The following is a 19,575-nucleotide window of genomic DNA, read 5'->3' on the forward strand; positions in this document are numbered from 1 at the left end:
AGTGGCAATTCATTCTAACCCTAAACCAACACTTTGGTGACTCGCCAGTTTGGTGGGAAAGATCAACCTAGTGGAGAGAGAACACGTGAGCGACGCTCGATACCTGTTTACAAGTGAATCTGTCAGCATGGGTCACCCCGACAAGCTGGCCGATCGTATTTCGGATGGAATTCTCGACGCGTTGTTGGCGCAAGACCCAAATAGCCGCGTGGCCTGTGAAACCATGGTCACCACCGGCATCGCGATCGTCGCGGGCGAAATCTCTACCCAGGCCAACGTCCAATACTCGGACGTGGTCCGCGAAGTCATCAACGAAGTCGGTTACACCGATGACGAAATGGGCATCTGTGGCAACACCTGTGCCGTCATGGTCTCGTTGGATACCCAAAGCCCCGACATTGCCCAAGGTGTCAACTCAGACGACTCCAGCGGCAAAGACGTTGGCGCCGGCGACCAAGGGTTGATGTTCGGCTACGCCTGCAAAGACACGCCTGAATTGATGCCAATGCCGATCGCATTGTCGCACCGCATCATCAATCGCATCACCGAAGCTCGCTTCGCCAAAGAGGTCGACTGGTTGCGTCCCGACAACAAGGCGCAAGTCACGGTTGAATACGAAGGACAAACTCCGGTCCGCGTCGACACCGTTGTCGTCAGTGCCCAGCACAGCCCCGATGTCACGAACGATGAAATCAAAAAGTTCATCATCGAAAACGTGATCAAGCCTTCGATCCCAGCCGAGCTGGACAAGGGCGACATCAAGTACCACATCAACCCCACCGGCAAATTCGTGGTCGGCGGACCTCACGGCGACTGTGGTTTGACCGGTCGTAAGATCATCGTCGACACCTACGGCGGATGGGGACGTCACGGCGGTGGCGCGTTCAGCGGCAAGGACTCGACCAAAGTCGACCGCAGTGCCGCGTACATGGCCCGCTACGTTGCCAAGAACATCGTCGCATCAGGACTTGCCGATCGCTGCGAAGTTCAACTCGCCTATGCCATCGGTGTGACCGAACCGGTTAGCGTTCACGTTGACACCGAAGGTACCGGCAAAGTCGAAGACGCCAAATTGTGTGCGTTGGTGCGAGAACACTTCCCGTTGACTCCATCGGGAATCATCAACCACTTGCAACTGCGTCGTCCGGTCTTCCGCCAAACCAGTGCCGGCGGCCACTTCGGACGCGAAGGCGATGCGTTTACTTGGGAAAAGACCGACAAGGCCGAAGCGCTGGCTGAAGCTGCCGGTATCGCAGCGACCGCCTAATTATTGGCTTCGCTTGATTCAGCTTGACCCAACCAACACGACGGCTCCATCAGGTCCGTCGTGTTGTCGTAAAAAAATGAAAGTGAAATGAGATGCGAATCGCGTGGATAACCGATCCGCATCTCAATCACGTTTCGTCTCACGATTGGGACCAATGGTCCGATCGCATCGCATCCACACAGCCGGATGCCCTTCTGATCAGCGGCGATATCTCCGAAGGGGATGACGTCGTCTTGCAACTCCGTCGCCTCGCCGACACGGTCGCGGTCCCTCTGTACTTTGTGCTTGGCAATCACGACTTTTACCAAAGTTCGATTGCGCGGACTCGCCAGGCTGTGATCGCGGCGTCACGCGAGCTCGATGCACTGAACTACTTGACCGACCTTGGCCCGATTCCATTGGCCGACGGAGTTTTTCTATGCGGTGAAGATGGTTGGGGCGATGCCACCATCGGCAATTACGAAGCTTCGTTTATCCGCTTGAACGACTTCGAGCAAATTGATGATTTTCGCGAGACATCGCCGGACCGCTGGAAAGCCAAGCTACAACAACTCGGCGCCGAATCGGCCGCCCGGCTGCAAGTCAAACTCGCGGCCGTTCCCCGCGACGCGACGGATGTGCTGGTCGCGACCCACATTCCGCCGTTTCGAGAATCATGTTGGTACGAAGGCAAAACGACCGACGACAACTGGGCTCCCTTTTTCGTATGCGGGGAAATCGGCCAGACGTTGATGGAGTTTTGCCAACAGCGTTCGGATTGCAATACGACCGTGATTTGTGGGCATACACATCACGACGGCGTCGCCACGCTACGTGAAAACTTGACCGTTTACACCGGGGCGGCAGTCTACGGTTCGCCTGGCGTGGAAGCGGTCATCGAGATCACTCCGCGTTCGCAAAAACAAGCCAATGGGGCCTCGGATCGTCCCGTAGTGGAACTTGTCAAAAATCTAGCGTGAAGGATCTTTAGCAAGATCCACTACGGGAAAAAGGGCGAATGAATCATTCGTGCGGATCGCCGAGCGATCAACGACGATCGCTCGCCTCTTGGCATTTACTTCCTACTATGATGGTAGAGAACGATCTCGAACGCGAGCAAACACAATTCCATGGCAAAATCGATCTGGCCTAGCGACGACAAAACCGAAACGCTGTTGATCGCAGCGAAACAGGGTGACGCCGATGCGGTGAACCGTTTACTCGAACGGCACCGCGTCTCCGTACGACGACTGGTGGAAATGCGTCTGGATCGCAAAGTCCAACGGCGAGTGGACGTCAGTGATGTCGTCCAAGATGTGTTGGTCGAAGCGAGCGGACGACTGGACAAATATCTCGATGACCCCGCGATGGCGTTCCACTTGTGGATTCGTCAAATTGCCTGGGACCGCATCATCGACACCTACCGGCGGCACCGCGTCAGCGCGAAACGCAGTATGGATCGCGAACAAGCGATGGTGATGCCCGGCGGCCAAGATCAATCGTCCGTGGAATTGGCGGCTCAGCTCTGGGATCCCGGCCCGACGCCTGCCGCTGCGGCCACGCAAGCGGAGATCGCGGCGAAAGTCGAAGCGGCGATCGAGCAGCTCGGCGAACAAGATCGCGAAATCATTTTGATGCGGCATTACGAGCACCTTTCGAATCTCGAGATTGCCGAGGTGCTTGGCGTCAATCCGCCCGCGGCGAGCATGCGGTACCTACGCGCCGTCCGGCGACTGCGTGAACTGCTCGAGAGCGAATCGGGTGACGAGTACGCACCGTGAGCGAAGAACCGTCTCGACCTCCGGGCGAACCGAACTCCGATGCGGAGCCGTTCAGTGCCGATGACGAAAAGATCGCCGCGATCTTGGCCGATCTTGCCGACGGTGTTTGCCGCGGTGAACTGGTCGACTTTGCCGCCGTATGCCACCAGCATCCTCAATACGCCGACGAACTGCGGCGACTGTGGGGCGCCGTCCTGGTCACCGATACCGCAGGCGTTGCCCACGAACAGCGGCCTGATCCAATCGGGTCTTATCCAAACGGGGCTACAGCAAACGAGAATGGGTCATCGGGGCGTTGGCGAAGCCTGCAGTTGCCAACCGAGATCGGTGATTATGAATTGATCGAAGAGATCGGCCGCGGCGGAATGGGGGTCGTTTTCCGAGCTCGACAAATCAGTCTCGATCGCGAAGTCGCGGTCAAAATGATTTTGCGGGGACGGTTGGCCAGCGACACCGACATGCAGCGTTTTTTGGCCGAGGCGTCGGCCACGGCGAAGTTGGATCACCCCAGTATCGTGCCGGTGTACGAAGTCGCTGACGTCGACGGCCGCCCTTTCTTCAGCATGAAATACATCGACGGCATCACGCTGGCCGATCGCGTGGCGGATGGCCCGATGCCCCAGCGAGAAGCGGCTCAGATCGTCGCTACTGTCGCTCGCGCGATCCAGTTCGCGCATGACGCTGGCGTCCTGCACCGCGACATCAAACCGAGCAATATCTTATTGCCTCGCGATGGCTTGCCGATGATCACCGACTTTGGATTGGCGAAACAATCGGGATCCCAGGCCGACTTGACTCGCAGCGGCATGTTAGTCGGCACTCCAGCCTACATGTCACCCGAACAAGCGGGCAATCGCCGCGACATGGTCGGTCCGTCCAGCGACGTGTATAGCCTTGGCTGCGTACTCTATTTTGCCTTGACCGGACGCTCGCCATTTGTCGCCGAGACTCCGATGCAATTGGTGATGCTGGTGATCGAGCAAGACCCGAGCCCGCCGCGAGCGCTGCGTCCGAGTCTAGATCGCGACTTAGAAATGATTGTCGTTCGCTGTCTGCAAAAACCAATTGATTTACGCTACGAATCGGCTGCCGCATTGGCCACAGACCTCGAAGCGTATCTTGCCGACGAACCGGTGGCCGCCCGCAGTGGTCGGTTTAGCCAAGTGGTCGCGCGAGTGTTCCGCGAAACGCATCATGCCGCGGTTCTAGAGAACTGGGGCTTGTTATGGATGTGGCATTCGCTGGTGTTGTTAGTTGCTTGTTTGTTGACATGGCAATTGGACTATCACGGCTTCACCAACCGAATGGCCTACGGCGCGGTTTGGACGATCGGCTTGGGCGCCTGGGCAGCGGTATTTTGGCGACTGCGCAAACGGATGGGGCCGGTCACGTTTATTGAGCGACAAGTGGCCCATGTATGGGGCGCCAGCATGATGGCGATCGCGATGATGTTTCCGCTGGAGTGGTGGCTCGAACTACCCGTGCTCACCCTGTCGCCGATGCTAGGCATTGTCACTGCGATGGTTTTTCTAATCAAAGCAAGCATGTTAACTGGGGCGTTCTATTTCCAGACTGCGGCATTGTTATTTGCATCGGTCTTGATGGCGATGTATCCACCGTGGGCCCATTTGATATTTGGAATTGTAGGAGGTGGCTGTTTTTTCGTCCCCGGTTACCAATACGCCCGCCGACGACGAAGGCAAGGATCCGCACCCGCGCCAAATCACTGGACCACCCCCTTTAAGCTCCGAGCTTAGAATCAGCCGCACGAAACCAAATTTACGGGCGACTTTTGGTTTATCATTGAGCAACGGATTTCAAAGCATCACGCTTTGCGTGGCGAATCACACAAGTCTTTGACGACGGTTGGAGAGAAATGAGATGAGATACATCCAGAGTTTACTGCTTTACGGATGCTGCATGATCTCGTGCGCTGCGTCGTCAGCCGAGGAGGTACCGAATTACTTCGTGGCGTCGATTTCTACCGAGCTTCAACGAGCAACGGTGTCGTCGAACGCGGACACCTACGCGGTCGTCAACTGCAACGCTCTCATCGTTGACGACGATGTGAACCTGTCTGCGCTAAATGAGCCAGACTTTGTTGCGGCACTGAAGAACGCCACCCCTGACCGCTCAAGTTTGCGACTAGTTTGCCGCTACCAATTTCCTGAAAGTGGAGACCGATCACTCCGTAAACGACTCGAGAAGAAATTGTCAGAGATCGCTGCCACGGCGGGTTATCAAGACATCAGTTCTTCGCAAATGAGCACATCCGCCGCTTGGATCGAAGCTTATCAGCGCGTCGATCCTGATGATGAAATCGCGGATGCGAAGGAGCCGTTGACTGAAAACCGACGGGTACGGGTATTCCCAGTGACAACGCGGCTGTCGAAGTTTGTGCATGGTGACACCGATTGCATTGTGGAAATTATCCATCCCATTGATGGACGGACGACCGAAATTTCCGCCGAACTAAAATCGTCAATTCGTGAAGCAGTGCAATCGACTGAACTATCCCAAAAGCACACCTTGCTTTTCAAGTTGTCCAGCACCGAAGCCGGACGAGAAACGATTGAGAAACTGTTTGATGCGAGACTCGCACCCAAAGCCCCCGACACAACCAATCCCGCCTTGCTAGATTTCTTCGCGCAACAAAAAAAGAATTATACGCCATCGCCCGCATTGCTCTTGGCACAAGAACTTGGTTTTGAACGCATTCAGTATTCGCATTCGCCAGGCGGAGGCGCCCCCGAGAAATTGATTGGAGAATCTGCACCCAATTTCAAGCTAACTCAACTCAGCGGCACTGAGCTTGAATTGCAGTCGTTCATCAAAGATCGCCCCGCATTGATCACCTTCTGGGGACTGGCCTGCGGTCCCTGTCGAAAGGAAGCGCCGTGGTTGTCGGCCATGCACGACAAATACTCGCCACATGGTTTTTCAATCGTTGCCATCAATGGATACAACGACAAACACGAAGCGGTCGCGGAATATGTCAAAGACGAACACTTGAGTCATCCCATTGTTCTCGGAGGCAGAGTGGTTTCGGATGACCATTACCATGTCGGCGCCTACCCGACAACATTTTGGGTCGATTCAAAGGGAAATGTAATCGATTACGAAGTCGGCTTTACATCTCCCAAGCAACTCGAAGATCGGATAAAGCAACTGCTCGGTGATGCCGAAAGCCAGAACGCTGATCATCGAGATTGATAATCCTGTTGACAAGGCGAAAGCAGAGCGACGATAAGTTCTTGACGCCAAATCGGCTTACCGGTCTATCGGCTTACCGGAAAGATTGACTCTTTGGCTTGCTGGCAACGGGTGCTTGCGAGGTGATTTGCCGCGAGCGATAGATTTCGACCGACTCATTCTCGCTGGTTTGGATCGGATTCGAAACCCGTTCCCAATTTCCGTTGACAATTTCGTTACGCAATGTCGGCGCGTAGCGGTTGATGTAATTGTAAGCACAGTGCTGCTGGACATAGGCCGCCGTGTTTTGATCAGGAACCACCACGAAGTCACACGTGCGATCACACTGTTCCAAAAGCAACTGTAACTTTTCCGACTCGCTTTCCCCTGGCACCGTGTCCCAATCCGCTGCGGCAGGAAGGGAAAACAAACCATTGGCATGCAATCGGACGTTCTGATAGATCAATTTCCCTTCGTCGCTGGTGACCCCTTCGCGATCAAACATCACGGTCGAATACAGACTCCACAAATTTAATTCTGTTAAATGGCTGACTCCGAAACGGACGTCGGACATATTGTTCGCGATGCTGTCGGCCAAAATCACGTCCATGATCTGTTGCTGGGCCGCCATCGAATTGAATCCACTGGGTTGATGCCGCTGCCATCCTCGTTGAGCAGCAAGACCGATCGCAATCGCAAGCAGTCCCCATGAACACGCCAACAATCGACGATTGTCGTTTCTCTCAAATGCTTTCAGCAGAGGAATGATGGCGAACAAAATTAACCCGACTACCGCAGGCATCGAAACGAACGGGTTCAATCCCGCACGTCGAGCCACAAGAAATACGATCGGGCTGAGTCCCACCCAAAGTAGAGCCCAGTCGGGCGTCGAGCGATCGCGAGTTGCATCCAAAATCGTCTTGAACGTCCCGCGATTGCGTGTAAAGAAAACAAGACCGATCATCCACCCGCCGATCAGATACAGGACCTCAGCACCTATCGCACGCCCAGCGAATTCGCCATGTTTTACCGCTTCACTTAGCGGAAGCTTTGCGTTGGCGTCGGTATTCCAGACGACATAATAGTAGTGCAGATAATCAAAATTCAGAATATAAAACCATCCCGACAACACACTGGCGATCACGCTGGTCAGAATCAAGCCGCGTATCCGCTTGCTGCGATCGCCTTGCTGCAACAAAAACAGCACCGCCAAGGGAGCGAGACCGAACACCAAATAGATCGGTGCCGTTGAACGCGACAGGCAACAGATTGCCACGGCAATGCCGCATGCGACAAACCGCCCGGTCGTGGGTCGCTGCATTGCGGATAGGAACCACAGCGCCGATGCACCAAAACTGAGGCACAACATCAAATCGGCTCGGAAATCCGACAGCCCGCCGACCTCCATGAAGATGCAACTGGTCGTAAAAAACGTGCAGCATCCCAGTAACGCAGTCGCCGGTTTCAGGTCACGAATTTTAACTAGATAATAAAACACCGACGCCAAGAAGCCGAACAAATATGCAGCTTGGATCCAGACCGGCACCATCCGGCTCGGTTCCACCCAAGGTCCAATCGAGGCTGCGATCGCAAACGGAAGAAACACGGTTGTGTCGGCGGAATAAACGTGATTCCAACCCGCCACTAGCCCTTGCTGGCGGGACGTTTCCATCGATTCAAATAAGAGCTGGTTGTAACTCAGCGAATCATAGAACGGGTTCTTGTGTTGATAGAACTCCTGGTTCAGTCGACTGCAGTACAACGCAAGCACCGCACAGCTGACCATCAAAACCGCCAACACCATGACCGGTCGACACAACGCATCTCGGCGCGACTCGACAAACGAACGCGAGGCTTCCGGCTGGATCGTTTTGCTATCCGTACTCACTGAATAATCCTCTAGCTCGCTTTTCGTGAGATCACGCGGAACGCGCGCTCTTGGGCATCCTCCGACGTGGTTGCACTGGACACGATATACGAAGGTCGCCGGCGCACTTCGTCATAAATCCGGCCGATGTATTCACCGAGAATCCCAGCCGCAATCAGCTGGAATCCGCCCAAGCCTAAAATGGCACAGGCGATCGTGGTAAAGCCAAGTGATGCAGTCTCAACACCGCTGATTCGCTTCGCTGCAAACCATGCCGCGGCAGCCAGCGAGACAAAACAAAGGAGGGCTCCCGAGACTGTCAAAAAGCGCAGCGGCTTGAGCGAGTTGCCAAAGATTGCATCCATGGCGTAGCGAAACAGTCGCACGAAGTTCTGCTTTGGCTCGCCGCCCGCTCGTTCTTGACGTTCAAATAGGATGATCGAAACATTGAAGCCGACCCACGCGCGAAGCGTGGGAAAGAATCGGTGCGTTTCGGGAAGACGGCAGACCGCTTCGACTGCATTGCGGCTCATCAAGCAAAACGTGCCCGTATTAGACGGCACCTTGGACTCGGACAGAAATTGAAACAGCCGATGAAAGGCGGCAAACCCAAGCCCACGAACAAAGGTTTCTTTGCGTGCTGTTCGCTGGGGGATGACGACTTCGGCACCCTCACGCCAGCGATCGACCATTTGCGTGATCAGTTCGGGCGGATCCTGCAGGTCGCCATCCATCAACACGACGCATTCCGCGTCAGTTGAATCGAGCCCCGCGACGATTGCAGCAGGTTGACCAAAGTTTCGCGACAGCGAGATCAGCTGCACCGCTTCGTCGGGCGAGGCGGACTTGTTGATCGCGTTTTCAACGACCCATTCCGCAGTACCATCGCTACTGCCGTCGTCGACATAATTGATCCGGTAGCGCAGCCCGGTTGCCTTACACGCCGCATCGACTCGCGTATGCAGCGTCTCAATAATTTCGATTTCGTTGAAAACCGGGATGACTACATCCAATTGCCGTCCAGCCATATTTTTCCCCGAGGAAAAGCAAAAACACCGAGTCTCAGGCGACTCAGTCGCGGCCTCGACGACGAGAAAAGTCGGTTTATCCAGCCTGACAACGCTTTTAGGCGAGGGGGGGAGGCAATGTCAATTGCAACTGCTTTGCGTTACTTCGGCCGCGGTGCGGACAGGGTGATCAGCGACAATTCGGGGCGGCAGTGGATTCGCATTAAGTGGACGCCGCCGAGACCGCGTGAGACATGCATCGTGGTGGGCGGTTTGTAAAAATCGCCCGACGCAAATCGGCTGCCGTGAAAACTAGGGCTCAAAATCGGACCGATCAAAGGCAATCGCCCCTGACCGCCATGCGTGTGTCCTGCCATCATCAATTGGATGCCATGTCGACGTGCCCACCAAATTTGATCGGGACTGTGGCTGACCAAAATTCGAAACTCGTCATCACGGTTGGGTTCGAGCTCCGGCCGATCAAACCAAGGGTATTCGTTGCCAATGATCCGCACCGATTGGCCTCGCAAATTGCAAAGCACCGAATCGGATCCGAGATCAGTCCACCCCGCCAAGTCCATCGCTTGACGTGTTTGCCGCGAATCCTCGATCCGCGTGTCGTGATTTCCTAGCACGTAATAACAACCGTCCGCTGCATCGGCGGCAGCAAAGATCTCGGGCAACCAATCGACACACGGTTGGCGGTCGATGATGTCGCCCGTGATCACCATCATGTCCGCCCGCCAACCAGTCGCTCGCGTGACAACGTATTTGGCGTAATCGGGGTGCACATCGCCGGTCAAGTGAATGTCGCTCAAATGCGCGATCCGGTATCCATCTAACTTGGCCGGCAATCCCGCCACCGGCAACGTAATCTGCTCGATCGCCAAGTCAAAGATTTGATTCAGCGGCAGCTTGGATTCGAATTTGCATTTCGCGGTGAGCGCTAACGAACGGTTGACCGCTCGCTGCACGTCCACCACCTCGACTTTGCGTTCGGCATGCACCCACTCGACCCCAAGGACAGGACGCCACAGCAGCCACGGTACCCCCAACACCAACCAACTTGCCAAACACACCACGCCGTAGGCGTTCAGAACCGATGGAAAATAAACGCTCGCATGCGGGTCGATGATCAGTTGCCGGAACGTATCAAAGTAGAGGTAGCCGACAATGAAGGGCAGCGTGATTGCCGAGACGAAAAAGACTTTAACAATTCGCTTGATCGTGCGACGCGGTATTCCAAAGCCGTTAATGCGATTGTAGATCGCCAGATGGATGCCAAAATGGCCAACCAGAACAGCCAGCAGAATGAACCACCATCGATTGGGGGTGAGCATGTTCTACAAAGCCTTAGGTCGCATGAAATGTTCAAGCTTGACCGGGCTGCTCAGCCGAAACTTGCTCCAATCGGTAATCGATACGTCAAAGATGGCGATCGCGGCTGTCGGCATGTCGACCATTTGTCCCGCCAACTGAGAAACCAGATACGCCATCCCTGGGTTATGTGCGAGCACCATCACGGTGGACGCATCACAGCTATCCGAGGCGATCACATTACATATCGTCTCGGGCGACGCCAGGTACAGCGATTCGCTATAGCTAACAATAACATCCGAGCGAAACGAGTCCTGCATCAACTCGAGTGTTTCTCGTGTTCGCACCGCCGACGAACTGAGCACGACATCGGGCAGGCAATCGATCTCGCGAAGCCACGCGGCCATCTGCGGCGCATCACGCCTGCCGCGTTTATTGAGGGGACGATCATGATCCGACAATCCTTCGTCCGCCCAGTCGCTTTTTGCATGCCGCATCAGAATCAGTCGGCGACGCATTCCCGATACCTCAGCGGATGGATCATCCATGTTGATTAATTTACTTCGTCGTTAAATAGAGACAGATTCAATTCAAACGCATGCTTTGACGGTTTAAGAAAAAGCGTTTGATCGGCCGAGCGAACAACGATGATCGCGCGACCGGTTACCCGGCACTTACCGCACAGGCTCGAGCCCATGCATTCGCCGCAAAATGCCAAGCTGACCTGCGTGGATCCCCTCATGGATCGGACAGAACAGAACACCGCCAAGCTTGTTGGGATAAGCTGCAAAAGGCATATCGACCGGCTCAAGCAACACCTCAGGCGTCACCGCATCGAGCACCTGCATCGATTGCTCGTGCACTTGGGCCAATCTCGCCAACAATTCATCGGCCGTCGGCTGCGACGACGGGTCGTCACTCGGCACGCTGCTACGACCATATGCTTTGCGAAATTTCCCAGGTATCAACTCCAGATCATCGGGGCCTCGCCCGCGAATGCGAAACATCAACAAACCATATTGGCTGACCGCCAAGTGCCCGACTTGCCAAGCGACATTGGTCGGCATCCCCTCGGGGATCTTGAACCACAGTTCTTGCGGAGTATTTGCCAGCAATTCCAATGTGTAATTGCGGGCGAATTTGATCTGACCGATCGCCCCCCGCAACATCTCGCTGGTTTGTGTCGGTGAAAGTTCCGCTGTGTTTTTGTCTTCCGTACTCATGTCGGGGATCATACCAAAATTCCGGAAATGAAGACGAGCCCGCTGCGATGCCGACGTCAGCCCCTCATCTTCACCTCCCCCTCGGGGGAGGTCTGAGTTGGCGGTAGCCGGCTCTGGGTGGGGCTCGTGGTGTTAGCGAGTGAAGTACGAACGCAGTTTAGCTAGCCGCTTTTTTTCGCGCGGGCTTGGAAACGAGACGAATTTGCGGCATCACCGCTCGGCCGCCATGAAACGTGCGGCGGCGATCAATCGTGTGATCGAACACAAACGCACCATGCTCGATCCCCGGCCGAGCCGAAACTCGCAAGATCGCTGGATGTCCACATTCGCTGCACTGGACCCGCAATCCGTGACTGTCCAGCAGCGTATGAATTGCCTGGACCATCTGCTGGTTCTGCTGCAACGATCCAAAGTTTCGATCGGCAAACCGACTCAATTGAGCCTGGATTGCTTGCCGAATCGAACGCTGCAGCCGATTGATCTCACGCTGCAAATCCTCGATCGCCGCCCCGACATCCTCTGTCGACAGCGACTCCGAATCGGCGGGCTCTTGTCGATCCGCCGCTGGGTCGTGGCGATGCGGCGTCGGCTCGATGGAATCGGGATTGAGCATAAAATCGAAACGCGAGGAGGAACGTGAACAAACAGTCACTGCCGAGAAACTTAAAGCAAATCCCCCCGAACAGTCTAGACGAGTTTATACAAATTGTATAAGCTGTCTAGACACGTCGAGCAAATTCCTTCGCTGGTCTACCGGAATGTCCCATTTTCGCCACGCCATGAGGAAATAAAGCAACGGCGCAGAATGGGCAAATGCAGCTTATTCGCATCAATCGACAAGGTCGGTGCCGCGAGCTGTGTTTCTTACATAACCGCTCAGGTCAACATGGCGGTGAACCGCTTGATTCATTACTGTCGACAGACGCTTAACCCAATTCTCTCCCTCGTGAGCTCCGAAATACGCCATGTCGGTCAATCAACAAACCGTTGAGGAAACCAAAGCTCAGATCCGTTCGCTGGTCAACGAGATTGCTGCGCTCTCGAAATCCGGAGCGACGGCCGGCGAGTTTTATCCTGAACTGCTTTCCCGCATCATCACTGCTCTGGCTGCCGCCGGCGGTGCCATCTGGCTGTTGGACGAAGATCGCCAGCTGAAGTTGCAGTACCAAATCAATGCGGAACCGAGCGTGCTCTCGGGCGACTCCGAGGACGCGACCCGTCACACTCGGCTGATCCAGCGTGTGGCCAACACCGGTCAATCGCTGATTGTGCCGCCGTATTCGGGAACCACCGATGGCGAAGCCGAGGGCAATCCGACTCGCTACCTGCTCGTTCTTGGTGCGCTCAAGCACGATGAGCAACAAGACGGCTTGATCGAAATTTTTCAACGTCCCGACACCGCACCCGACACCCAGCGTGGTTATCTGCGGTTTGTACAACAGATGTGTGAACTCGCGGCCGATTGGTTGCGAGGCCAAAAACTACAAAAACTGGGTGATCGTCAAACGCTCTGGCAACAAGCAGACGCTTTCGCCCGAGCATCGCACGAATCGCTCGATTTGATGGAAACCGCCCACATCGTCGCCAACGAAGGACGGCGGTTGATTGGATGCGACCGCGTCAGCGTGGCGATCAAGAAAGGTCGCAAGTGCACGGTCAAAGCAATCAGCGGCCAAGACACGATCGAAAACCGATCCAACATTGTCGCCTCGCTAAACCAATTGGCGACGCGAGTCGTCGCGGCGGGCGAGCCGCTATGGCATGACGGATCGACCGAAGATTTGCCGCCTCAAATCGAAGAAGCACTCGAAGACTATGTTGACCAATCGTATGGTCGTAGCATCGCAGTACTTCCGCTTCGCGAACCGCAACGAAAACTGGGTGCCGAAGCTGACACCGGTGCTGCCGGCGAGATCGATCGCGATAATGCGCACCGTGGTGAAGTCATCGGCGCGTTGATTATCGAGCAAATCGAGAGCAACATTCCGGCCGAAATCTTTCACGCCCGCTGCGACTTGGTTTACGAGCACGGAACACGTGCGATCGCCAACTCGATGTCGCATAGCAATTTGTTCTTGATGCCAGTTTGGCGGGCACTGGGCCGTGCAACTTGGGTACTGCGAGCGAGAACGCTTCCGAAAACACTTGGCGTGGTCGCTCTGATTGTTGCCGCCATCCTAGCCCTGGTTTTCATTCCCAAAGATTTCACGCTCGAAGCCGAAGGGACGTTAACACCGGAAGTGCGACGCGAGATCTTTGCGCCGATCGATGGCGAGGTGATCGAAGTTTTAGTGGACCACAATTCACCTGTCACCGTCGGTCAAGAATTGGTTCGACTTCGCAACCGCGATCTTGAGATTCAACTGACCGACATCGAAGGCCAGATCCAAACCGCATTGGCTGAAAAAGCACGCAACCAAGGTCAGCTGACTCAGCGAAAGTCCTTAGAACCCGCCGAACGACGTGCGTTGGAAGGCGAGGTTAGCGAGCTCGATACAAAACGACGCGTGTTGATCGAAAAGAAGCAACTGCTGGTCGATCGCGCCGAGCAACTGATCATTCGTTCGCCCATCGACGGCATCGTGACGTCGTGGGACGTCGAAAAGATGTTGCGAAGCCGCCCCATTTCCACTGGCCAAGTGCTATTGGAGGTCGCGGATCTTCGCCAACCGTTGTTCTTGAAGTTAGAGCTTCCGGAAAAACGCGAAGGCCATTTGGACGAATACGTCAAGGAAAATCAGTCTGAAACCTTGGACGTGACCTACATTTTGGCGACCGACCCGGACAAGAAGTTGGACGCATCGCTAAAGGTTGCCGACATCTCCGCTCGCGCCGAACCGAACGAAGAACATGGGGCCGTGATCAAAATGTCGGCCTACCCCGAGCAAGCTTCACTACAAGAACTGCATCCGCGTCCGGGGGCCAAGGTCATTGCCAAGGTCTACTGTGGACGCCGATCAAGTGGATTTGTGTTCTTCCACGAGATCTACGAATGGTGCTGTAAATTCTTCTTCTAGTTCGAGCCATGGGGCGGTGTACTCAAACAGCCCCATCACGATGCCCCCAATCAAATCGAGTTTAAATCTGTGAACAAAACAATGATTGCCGCTTTCGCGTTGGCGTTTGCGACTCCAGCGTTGGCTCAGACCACCTCCAACCCTTCGGCGAATGAAATTCATGCCGAAAACTGCACGGTCAAATTCATTAACAATGTGAATGTGCCTGCCGAAGTGGATGGCAAGGTGATGGAGCTGAAGTTCGATGAAGGCTGGACCGTTGCCGCAGGCGAATTGATGGTCGTAATCGACGACACCCAAGCGAAACACGCTTTGGAGCTGAAGAAGGCCGAAGAAAAAGAAGCGTTGCTCAATGCGACCAACGACGTCAATTTGAAGGACTCGAAAAACGCAAAGGACCTTGCGGTTGCTGAATTAGAGGCTTTCAAGGAGCTGCGGCGTGAAGGTGCGATCCCGTTTTGGGAACTTGAAAAGAAACGTTTCGAAGCGACGCGAGCGGAACTGAAAATTGACTTGGCGGAAATGCAGATGCAGATCGCCAAGGTCCAGTTCAAAGCCAAAGAAAGTGAACGCCAGATGGCTGAATACGAGATCGAAAAACGCCGAATTACGGCTCCGTTTGATGGCTATGTCGAAGCGCGTATTGCCCAGCTTGGCGAATGGGTGCAACCGGGAAGCCCCGTAGCGACCTTGGTTCAATTGGACAAATTGAAAGTCGAAGGTTACATCGACACGCGGCGTTATTCCGAACAAGTGGTCAAAGGGATGCCGGTCCAAGTGCGAGTGTATCGCGATGCGAGCGATGAAAACGTCGTTACATTCGATGCGAAGGTCGACTTCGTCGGCAGCGAAATTGGCCTGGACAAACTCTATCGAATCTCGGTCAACATCGACAATAAACAAGCTGGCCAGCAATGGTTGGTCAAGCCAGGAATGCGAGCTGAAATGACCGTGCTGAAGTAATCTAATCGCAATGGAATCAGGTTCGCTGGCGTGGAATGGGCATTTAGCTCCCGCTTGGGGAATCGCCGGTGCAGACGTTAGCGTTTCAGACACGACATGCTAGAAGCCTATCCCAATTTTTTCACTCTTCACTTTTCTACTTCATGGCCACACTTGCTGAATCACTCGTAAGCAGCTCATCAAGGCCGCTGACGGTGCGCAAACGACCTGACTTGACGGCGAGCCGGCATCGCTATCAAGGCACCGGCTATTGGGTCGTCAAGGAACCAGTCGGCCTGCAGTATTTTCGCTTTCACGACGAAGAGTATTACATTCTGAACATGCTCGACGGACACGTCAGCCTGCAGCAGATCAAGGATGGATTCGAGCAGCGTTTCGCTCCGCAAAAGATCACCTTTGGTGACCTGCAGCAGTTCATTGGGATGTTGCACCGCAGCGGATTGGTGATCAGCAACTCTCCGGGGCAAGGAAAAGCACTGCGTGAGCGTGGTCGCAAAAAGAAGAACAAAGAAGTCATGGGCAAGATGTCCAACGTCTTTGCCTTGCGATTCCGCGGCTTCGACCCTGAAAAAATCTTGAATGCGATCCTGCCGTGGTTCGGATGGATCTTTACCGTCCCGGCGTTGATCTTTTTCATCGGTTTGTGTACCGCCGCAGGCCTGCTGTTGGCCAGCCAATACGAGACGGTGTATGCAAAACTACCGACGTTCCAGCAATTTTTTGCGGCCGATCGCTGGTTGATCCTGGCCATCACGATGGCGCTGGTGAAGGTGCTACACGAGTTTGGCCACGGATTGAGTTGTAAAAAATTCGGGGGGGAATGCCACGAGATCGGCTTCATGCTGTTGGTATTCACGCCCTGTTTGTACTGCAACGTGTCTGATTCGTGGATGCTGCCGAACAAATGGAAACGCGTTTGGATCGGTGCTGGCGGGATCTATGTCGAAATGATCTTGGCGTCGATCGCGGCATTTGTGTGGTGGTTTAGTGAACAAGGCACCACGATCAATGACTTGTGTTTGAACATGATGTTTTTGAACGTCGTCAGCACGGTGCTGGTTAACGGTAACCCGCTGTTGCGATTCGACGGTTACTACATCCTGATGGATTTTTTAGAGATACCGAACCTTCGCCAAAAGAGCACCGAGGTGCTGAAGCGTTGGTTCCAAGAAACGTGTCTCGGTTTGGAATTACAAGACGATCCGTTCATGCCCACGCGGGGCAAGTTCATGTTCGGAATGTTTACGATCGCCAGTGTGATTTATCGCTGGGTCGTTGTGTTTTCGATTTGTTGGTTCGTGATCAAAGTGCTCGAACCGTATGGACTTCAAGCGATTGGACGGATGGTGGCGGTGATCGGGTTCTTCGGCCTGGTGGCACAACCGGTGATCCAAACCTGGAAGTTTTGTCGTACGCCTGGGAGATTATCAAAAGTGAAACGTGGCCGTCTGTTGGCGACGCTGGCGATCGCCGGGCTGGTTATCGCTGCCGTTGTAAAAATTGAGCTTCCTCATCATGTGGATTGCGCCCTAGAGATTCGCCCCAGCCAAGCGGGAGCGGTTTATGCCGGCACCCCAGGCCGGATCGTCTGGACAGTCCAGCCAGGGACCGAGGTCCGCGTCGGGGACAAGATTGCGATCTTAGAGAACCCGGATCTGCAAATTCGTTTGGCGGATTACCGAGGCGAAGAAGAGGTCGAAACCGTCAAGCTTCGCAACCTATCGCTCCGCAGCAGTTATGACCAATCGCTAAAAGCTTCGATTGAAACTCAAGTCGAATTGCTCCATTCGCTGGCCTCGGTGCGTGCAAAAACCGAAGAAGAACTAGAGCGATTGGTGATTCGGGCGAATCGTGACGGATTTGTCTTGCCGCCACCCGAACGCGACTCGAAAGATTCTGGCGACGGACGACTGCCCGGTTGGACCGGATCGCCGCTGGATGAACGAAATCGAGGCGCGATGTTGACGGCAGATGACTTGATTTGCGAGATAGGCGGTCATGAAGCGTTCGAAGCGGTATTGGTAATCGATCAAGGTGATGACCAATTGGTTCGCGAAGGCCAATCGGTGGACATGCTGCTCGATTCCAATCGCATGAAAAAGTTTAGCGGAACGATCTCCGAAAAATCCAACGACCCGCTCAAAGCAACCTCGTCATCAATGGCTAGCCAGACCGGAGGCGACTTACAAACCGAAATTGACCCTACCACGGGAATGATCAAACCACGAAGTGTTTCCTACCAAGCACGTGTGCCGCTGGATCCTAAAGATTTGACGTTGCGGCCTGGTTACCGAGGCAGTGCCAAGGTGCATGTGGACCCGATGTCGCTGGGTTCACGACTGTGGCGTGTGATTGCGAAGACCTTCAATTTCGAGTTTTAAACAACTCGCCAAGCTGTGTATTTCGCGTGGTTTAACAAACAAAAGCAGACATTAAGAATTATTTAATCGAACAAGGTCGTCTCACGTTGCAGCAGCCCCCCATATTGTTAGCATGCGAATTGTCAGGATGTTTCATCATGGTGACGCAGGCTTAACAGAAAGAGAGCTGACTGGGACTTAGTGCGATTCGGGCGGCAAACCCGAGACGACTTTTACGCCCACACCGTTTTCGCTTGTTCGTGATGCGAGAACAGAATGATATTTCTTCTTTACCTTTCGGAGTGAAATTACTGATGGCAGACGAGACCAAGAGCCCCGCGGCCGACGCACCAGAAGCAGCAACCGCTGCTGCAGCACCAGCGGAAAAAGCACAAACTCAGCAACAACAACCTGTTCAGGTCCAAGTGACCGATGACAACGCGTTGGCATGCTACGCAAACTTTTGCCGCGTAACGGGGTCGCCTGAAGAATTGATCATCGACTTCGGTTTGAACCCACAACCGATCGGCGTTCCTAAGGACCCCATCCAAGTCAAGCAACGCATCATCGTGAACTTCTTCACCGCGAAGCGTTTGTTGGCAGCACTGCAAATGTCGGTCGCTCGTCACGAGTCGGTGTTCGGCGTTTTGGAAACCGACATCAACAAGCGAGTTCGTCCAGGTTTGACTCAGCAGAGCCAACCTGCACAAAAGAGCTAATTGATCGCGCTGCAACATGGGCAGCGAGATCAGCTAAACTAAGCCGCGTCACTGCAATAGTGACGCGGCTTTTTTTTGGTCCCATTCCGATGTTTGCGAATCGATTCTAACCGAGAACACCATGCAGTACCCCATCGAATTGACTTTTAAACTGATGACATTTGGCCAGCGCGTGACCGCCACCGACGCGAGTGGCAACGTGTTGATGTTCATCAAACAAAAAATGTTCAAGTTAAAAGAGAAAGTGAACATTTACAGCGATGCCAGCCAATCGAATCTGATTTTCACCATCGCGTCGGATCGTATGATCGACTTTTCCGCCAACTACCATTTCACCGATGCGCAAGGCAACGATTGGGGTGCGGTCCGCCGAAAGGGCATGCGATCGTTATGGTCCGCCCACTACGAGATCATGCAAAATGGTGCCGTCGACATGACGATCAGCGAAGAGAGCCCGATGAAGAAGGTGCTCGAAAGTCTGTTGGGCGAGATTCCGATCATCGGGCTGGTGGCCGCCTACCTGTTGAATCCGAGCTACATCATCACACGGCCGGACGGCACACCCCTGTTACGGTTGACCAAACGACCGGCGGTGTTTGAAGGGAAATTTGTGCTCGAGAAACTTGGCGAAATGCCCGAAGACGACGAACTGCGATCGCTGCTAGCGATGATCATGCTGGTGCTACTGGAACGCGGCCGAGGGTAAGCGGTTGGGCTAGAATCAGTACACCTCTCCCAAACGCCGTTTGGGGAGAGGTCGAGCAGAGCCTTCAGCGATGCTCGGGTGAGGGTCTGCCTCCAGCTTACTCGCACTGGTCATCGCACCGGCAACTGCTTGCGGCGTTTTCTTTGCGCGGTCGGCCCTCACCCGGACGAGGCCTAA

General features: G+C 54.5%; 16 protein-coding genes. 10 read left to right on the plus strand and 6 right to left on the minus strand.

Annotation, left to right across the window (positions count from 1 at the left end; translation table 11 throughout):
* Positions 1–85 precede the first annotated feature (85 nt).
* The 5 genes from metK (at position 86) to ABD971_RS00900 (ending at position 6,240) form a co-directional block, all read left to right on the plus strand.
* Complete coding sequence (gene metK / locus ABD971_RS00880; protein ID WP_339944884.1) at positions 86–1,267, plus strand: methionine adenosyltransferase; 1,182 nt, start codon at positions 86–88, stop codon at positions 1,265–1,267.
* Between the two features lie 92 nt (positions 1,268–1,359).
* A complete protein-coding gene (locus tag ABD971_RS00885) occupies positions 1,360–2,226 on the plus strand; it encodes a metallophosphoesterase family protein (RefSeq protein WP_345318526.1) in 867 nt (288 codons plus the stop codon).
* A gap of 150 nt (positions 2,227–2,376) precedes the next feature.
* Complete coding sequence (locus tag ABD971_RS00890) at positions 2,377–3,027, plus strand: sigma-70 family RNA polymerase sigma factor (RefSeq protein WP_339944887.1); 651 nt, start codon at positions 2,377–2,379, stop codon at positions 3,025–3,027.
* A gap of 71 nt (positions 3,028–3,098) precedes the next feature.
* Positions 3,099–4,784, plus strand: a complete 1,686-nt coding sequence (locus ABD971_RS00895; protein ID WP_345319039.1) for a serine/threonine-protein kinase — start codon at positions 3,099–3,101, stop codon at positions 4,782–4,784.
* A gap of 124 nt (positions 4,785–4,908) precedes the next feature.
* The gene (locus tag ABD971_RS00900; protein ID WP_345318529.1) at positions 4,909–6,240 is read left to right on the plus strand and encodes a TlpA family protein disulfide reductase; all 1,332 of its coding nucleotides are present in this window, start codon (positions 4,909–4,911) and stop codon (positions 6,238–6,240) included.
* 73 nt (positions 6,241–6,313) lie between these two features.
* Here ABD971_RS00900 and ABD971_RS00905 read toward each other — a convergent pair whose 3' ends face one another.
* The 6 genes from ABD971_RS00905 to ABD971_RS00930 all read right to left on the minus strand — a co-directional run bounded on the left by ABD971_RS00905 (position 6,314) and on the right by ABD971_RS00930 (position 12,246).
* Positions 6,314–8,107, minus strand: coding sequence for an ArnT family glycosyltransferase (locus ABD971_RS00905; protein ID WP_345318531.1), 1,794 nt, complete (start codon positions 8,105–8,107; stop codon positions 6,314–6,316).
* Between the two features lie 11 nt (positions 8,108–8,118).
* Positions 8,119–9,114, minus strand: a complete 996-nt coding sequence (locus ABD971_RS00910; RefSeq protein ID WP_345318533.1) for a glycosyltransferase family 2 protein — start codon at positions 9,112–9,114, stop codon at positions 8,119–8,121.
* Positions 9,115–9,254: 140 nt separating this feature from the next.
* Positions 9,255–10,433 (minus strand): metallophosphoesterase, encoded by a 1,179-nt coding sequence (locus tag ABD971_RS00915; protein WP_345318535.1) that lies wholly within the window; start codon positions 10,431–10,433, stop codon positions 9,255–9,257.
* Positions 10,434–10,436: 3 nt separating this feature from the next.
* Entirely contained in the window at positions 10,437–10,958 is a 522-nt protein-coding gene (locus tag ABD971_RS00920) for a SixA phosphatase family protein (protein WP_345318537.1), read from the minus strand.
* Between the two features lie 126 nt (positions 10,959–11,084).
* Positions 11,085–11,633, minus strand: coding sequence for a DinB family protein (locus ABD971_RS00925; protein WP_425571225.1), 549 nt, complete (start codon positions 11,631–11,633; stop codon positions 11,085–11,087).
* Between the two features lie 157 nt (positions 11,634–11,790).
* Positions 11,791–12,246 (minus strand): hypothetical protein, encoded by a 456-nt coding sequence (locus ABD971_RS00930; RefSeq protein WP_339944899.1) that lies wholly within the window; start codon positions 12,244–12,246, stop codon positions 11,791–11,793.
* A 352-nt stretch (positions 12,247–12,598) separates the two neighbouring features.
* On the opposite strand from ABD971_RS00930, the gene ABD971_RS00935 reads away from it, so the two are divergent.
* The 5 genes from ABD971_RS00935 (at position 12,599) to ABD971_RS00955 (ending at position 19,398) form a co-directional block, all read left to right on the plus strand.
* Positions 12,599–14,650 (plus strand): GAF domain-containing protein, encoded by a 2,052-nt coding sequence (locus tag ABD971_RS00935; RefSeq protein ID WP_339944901.1) that lies wholly within the window; start codon positions 12,599–12,601, stop codon positions 14,648–14,650.
* A 69-nt stretch (positions 14,651–14,719) separates the two neighbouring features.
* Positions 14,720–15,613 carry an efflux RND transporter periplasmic adaptor subunit gene (locus ABD971_RS00940; RefSeq protein ID WP_345318540.1) on the plus strand — a complete coding sequence of 298 codons (894 nt, stop codon included), beginning with the start codon at positions 14,720–14,722 and terminating at the stop codon, positions 15,611–15,613.
* 194 nt (positions 15,614–15,807) lie between these two features.
* Positions 15,808–17,994 carry a hemolysin D gene (locus ABD971_RS00945; protein WP_339944905.1) on the plus strand — a complete coding sequence of 729 codons (2,187 nt, stop codon included), beginning with the start codon at positions 15,808–15,810 and terminating at the stop codon, positions 17,992–17,994.
* Positions 17,995–18,287: 293 nt separating this feature from the next.
* Positions 18,288–18,692, plus strand: coding sequence for a DUF3467 domain-containing protein (locus ABD971_RS00950; RefSeq protein WP_339944907.1), 405 nt, complete (start codon positions 18,288–18,290; stop codon positions 18,690–18,692).
* Positions 18,693–18,813: 121 nt separating this feature from the next.
* A complete protein-coding gene (locus tag ABD971_RS00955) occupies positions 18,814–19,398 on the plus strand; it encodes an LURP-one-related family protein (protein WP_339944909.1) in 585 nt (194 codons plus the stop codon).
* Positions 19,399–19,575 lie beyond the last annotated feature (177 nt).

It is taken from the genome of Novipirellula rosea, from assembly GCF_039541335.1.
GTDB lineage: Bacteria > Planctomycetota > Planctomycetia > Pirellulales > Pirellulaceae > Novipirellula > Novipirellula rosea.

Coding starts and splice junctions, on each gene's coding strand:
- ABD971_RS00885 (WP_345318526.1), top strand. CDS start 1,360: ATGCGAATCGCGTGGATAACCGATCCGCATCTCAATCACGTTTCGTCT.
- ABD971_RS00930 (WP_339944899.1), bottom strand. CDS start 12,246: ATGCTCAATCCCGATTCCATCGAGCCGACGCCGCATCGCCACGACCCA.
- ABD971_RS00915 (WP_345318535.1), bottom strand. CDS start 10,433: ATGCTCACCCCCAATCGATGGTGGTTCATTCTGCTGGCTGTTCTGGTT.
- ABD971_RS00920 (WP_345318537.1), bottom strand. CDS start 10,958: ATGGATGATCCATCCGCTGAGGTATCGGGAATGCGTCGCCGACTGATT.
- ABD971_RS00890 (WP_339944887.1), top strand. CDS start 2,377: ATGGCAAAATCGATCTGGCCTAGCGACGACAAAACCGAAACGCTGTTG.
- ABD971_RS00955 (WP_339944909.1), top strand. CDS start 18,814: ATGCAGTACCCCATCGAATTGACTTTTAAACTGATGACATTTGGCCAG.
- ABD971_RS00950 (WP_339944907.1), top strand. CDS start 18,288: ATGGCAGACGAGACCAAGAGCCCCGCGGCCGACGCACCAGAAGCAGCA.
- ABD971_RS00925 (WP_425571225.1), bottom strand. CDS start 11,633: ATGAGTACGGAAGACAAAAACACAGCGGAACTTTCACCGACACAAACC.
- ABD971_RS00935 (WP_339944901.1), top strand. CDS start 12,599: ATGTCGGTCAATCAACAAACCGTTGAGGAAACCAAAGCTCAGATCCGT.
- ABD971_RS00900 (WP_345318529.1), top strand. CDS start 4,909: ATGAGATACATCCAGAGTTTACTGCTTTACGGATGCTGCATGATCTCG.
- ABD971_RS00910 (WP_345318533.1), bottom strand. CDS start 9,114: ATGGCTGGACGGCAATTGGATGTAGTCATCCCGGTTTTCAACGAAATC.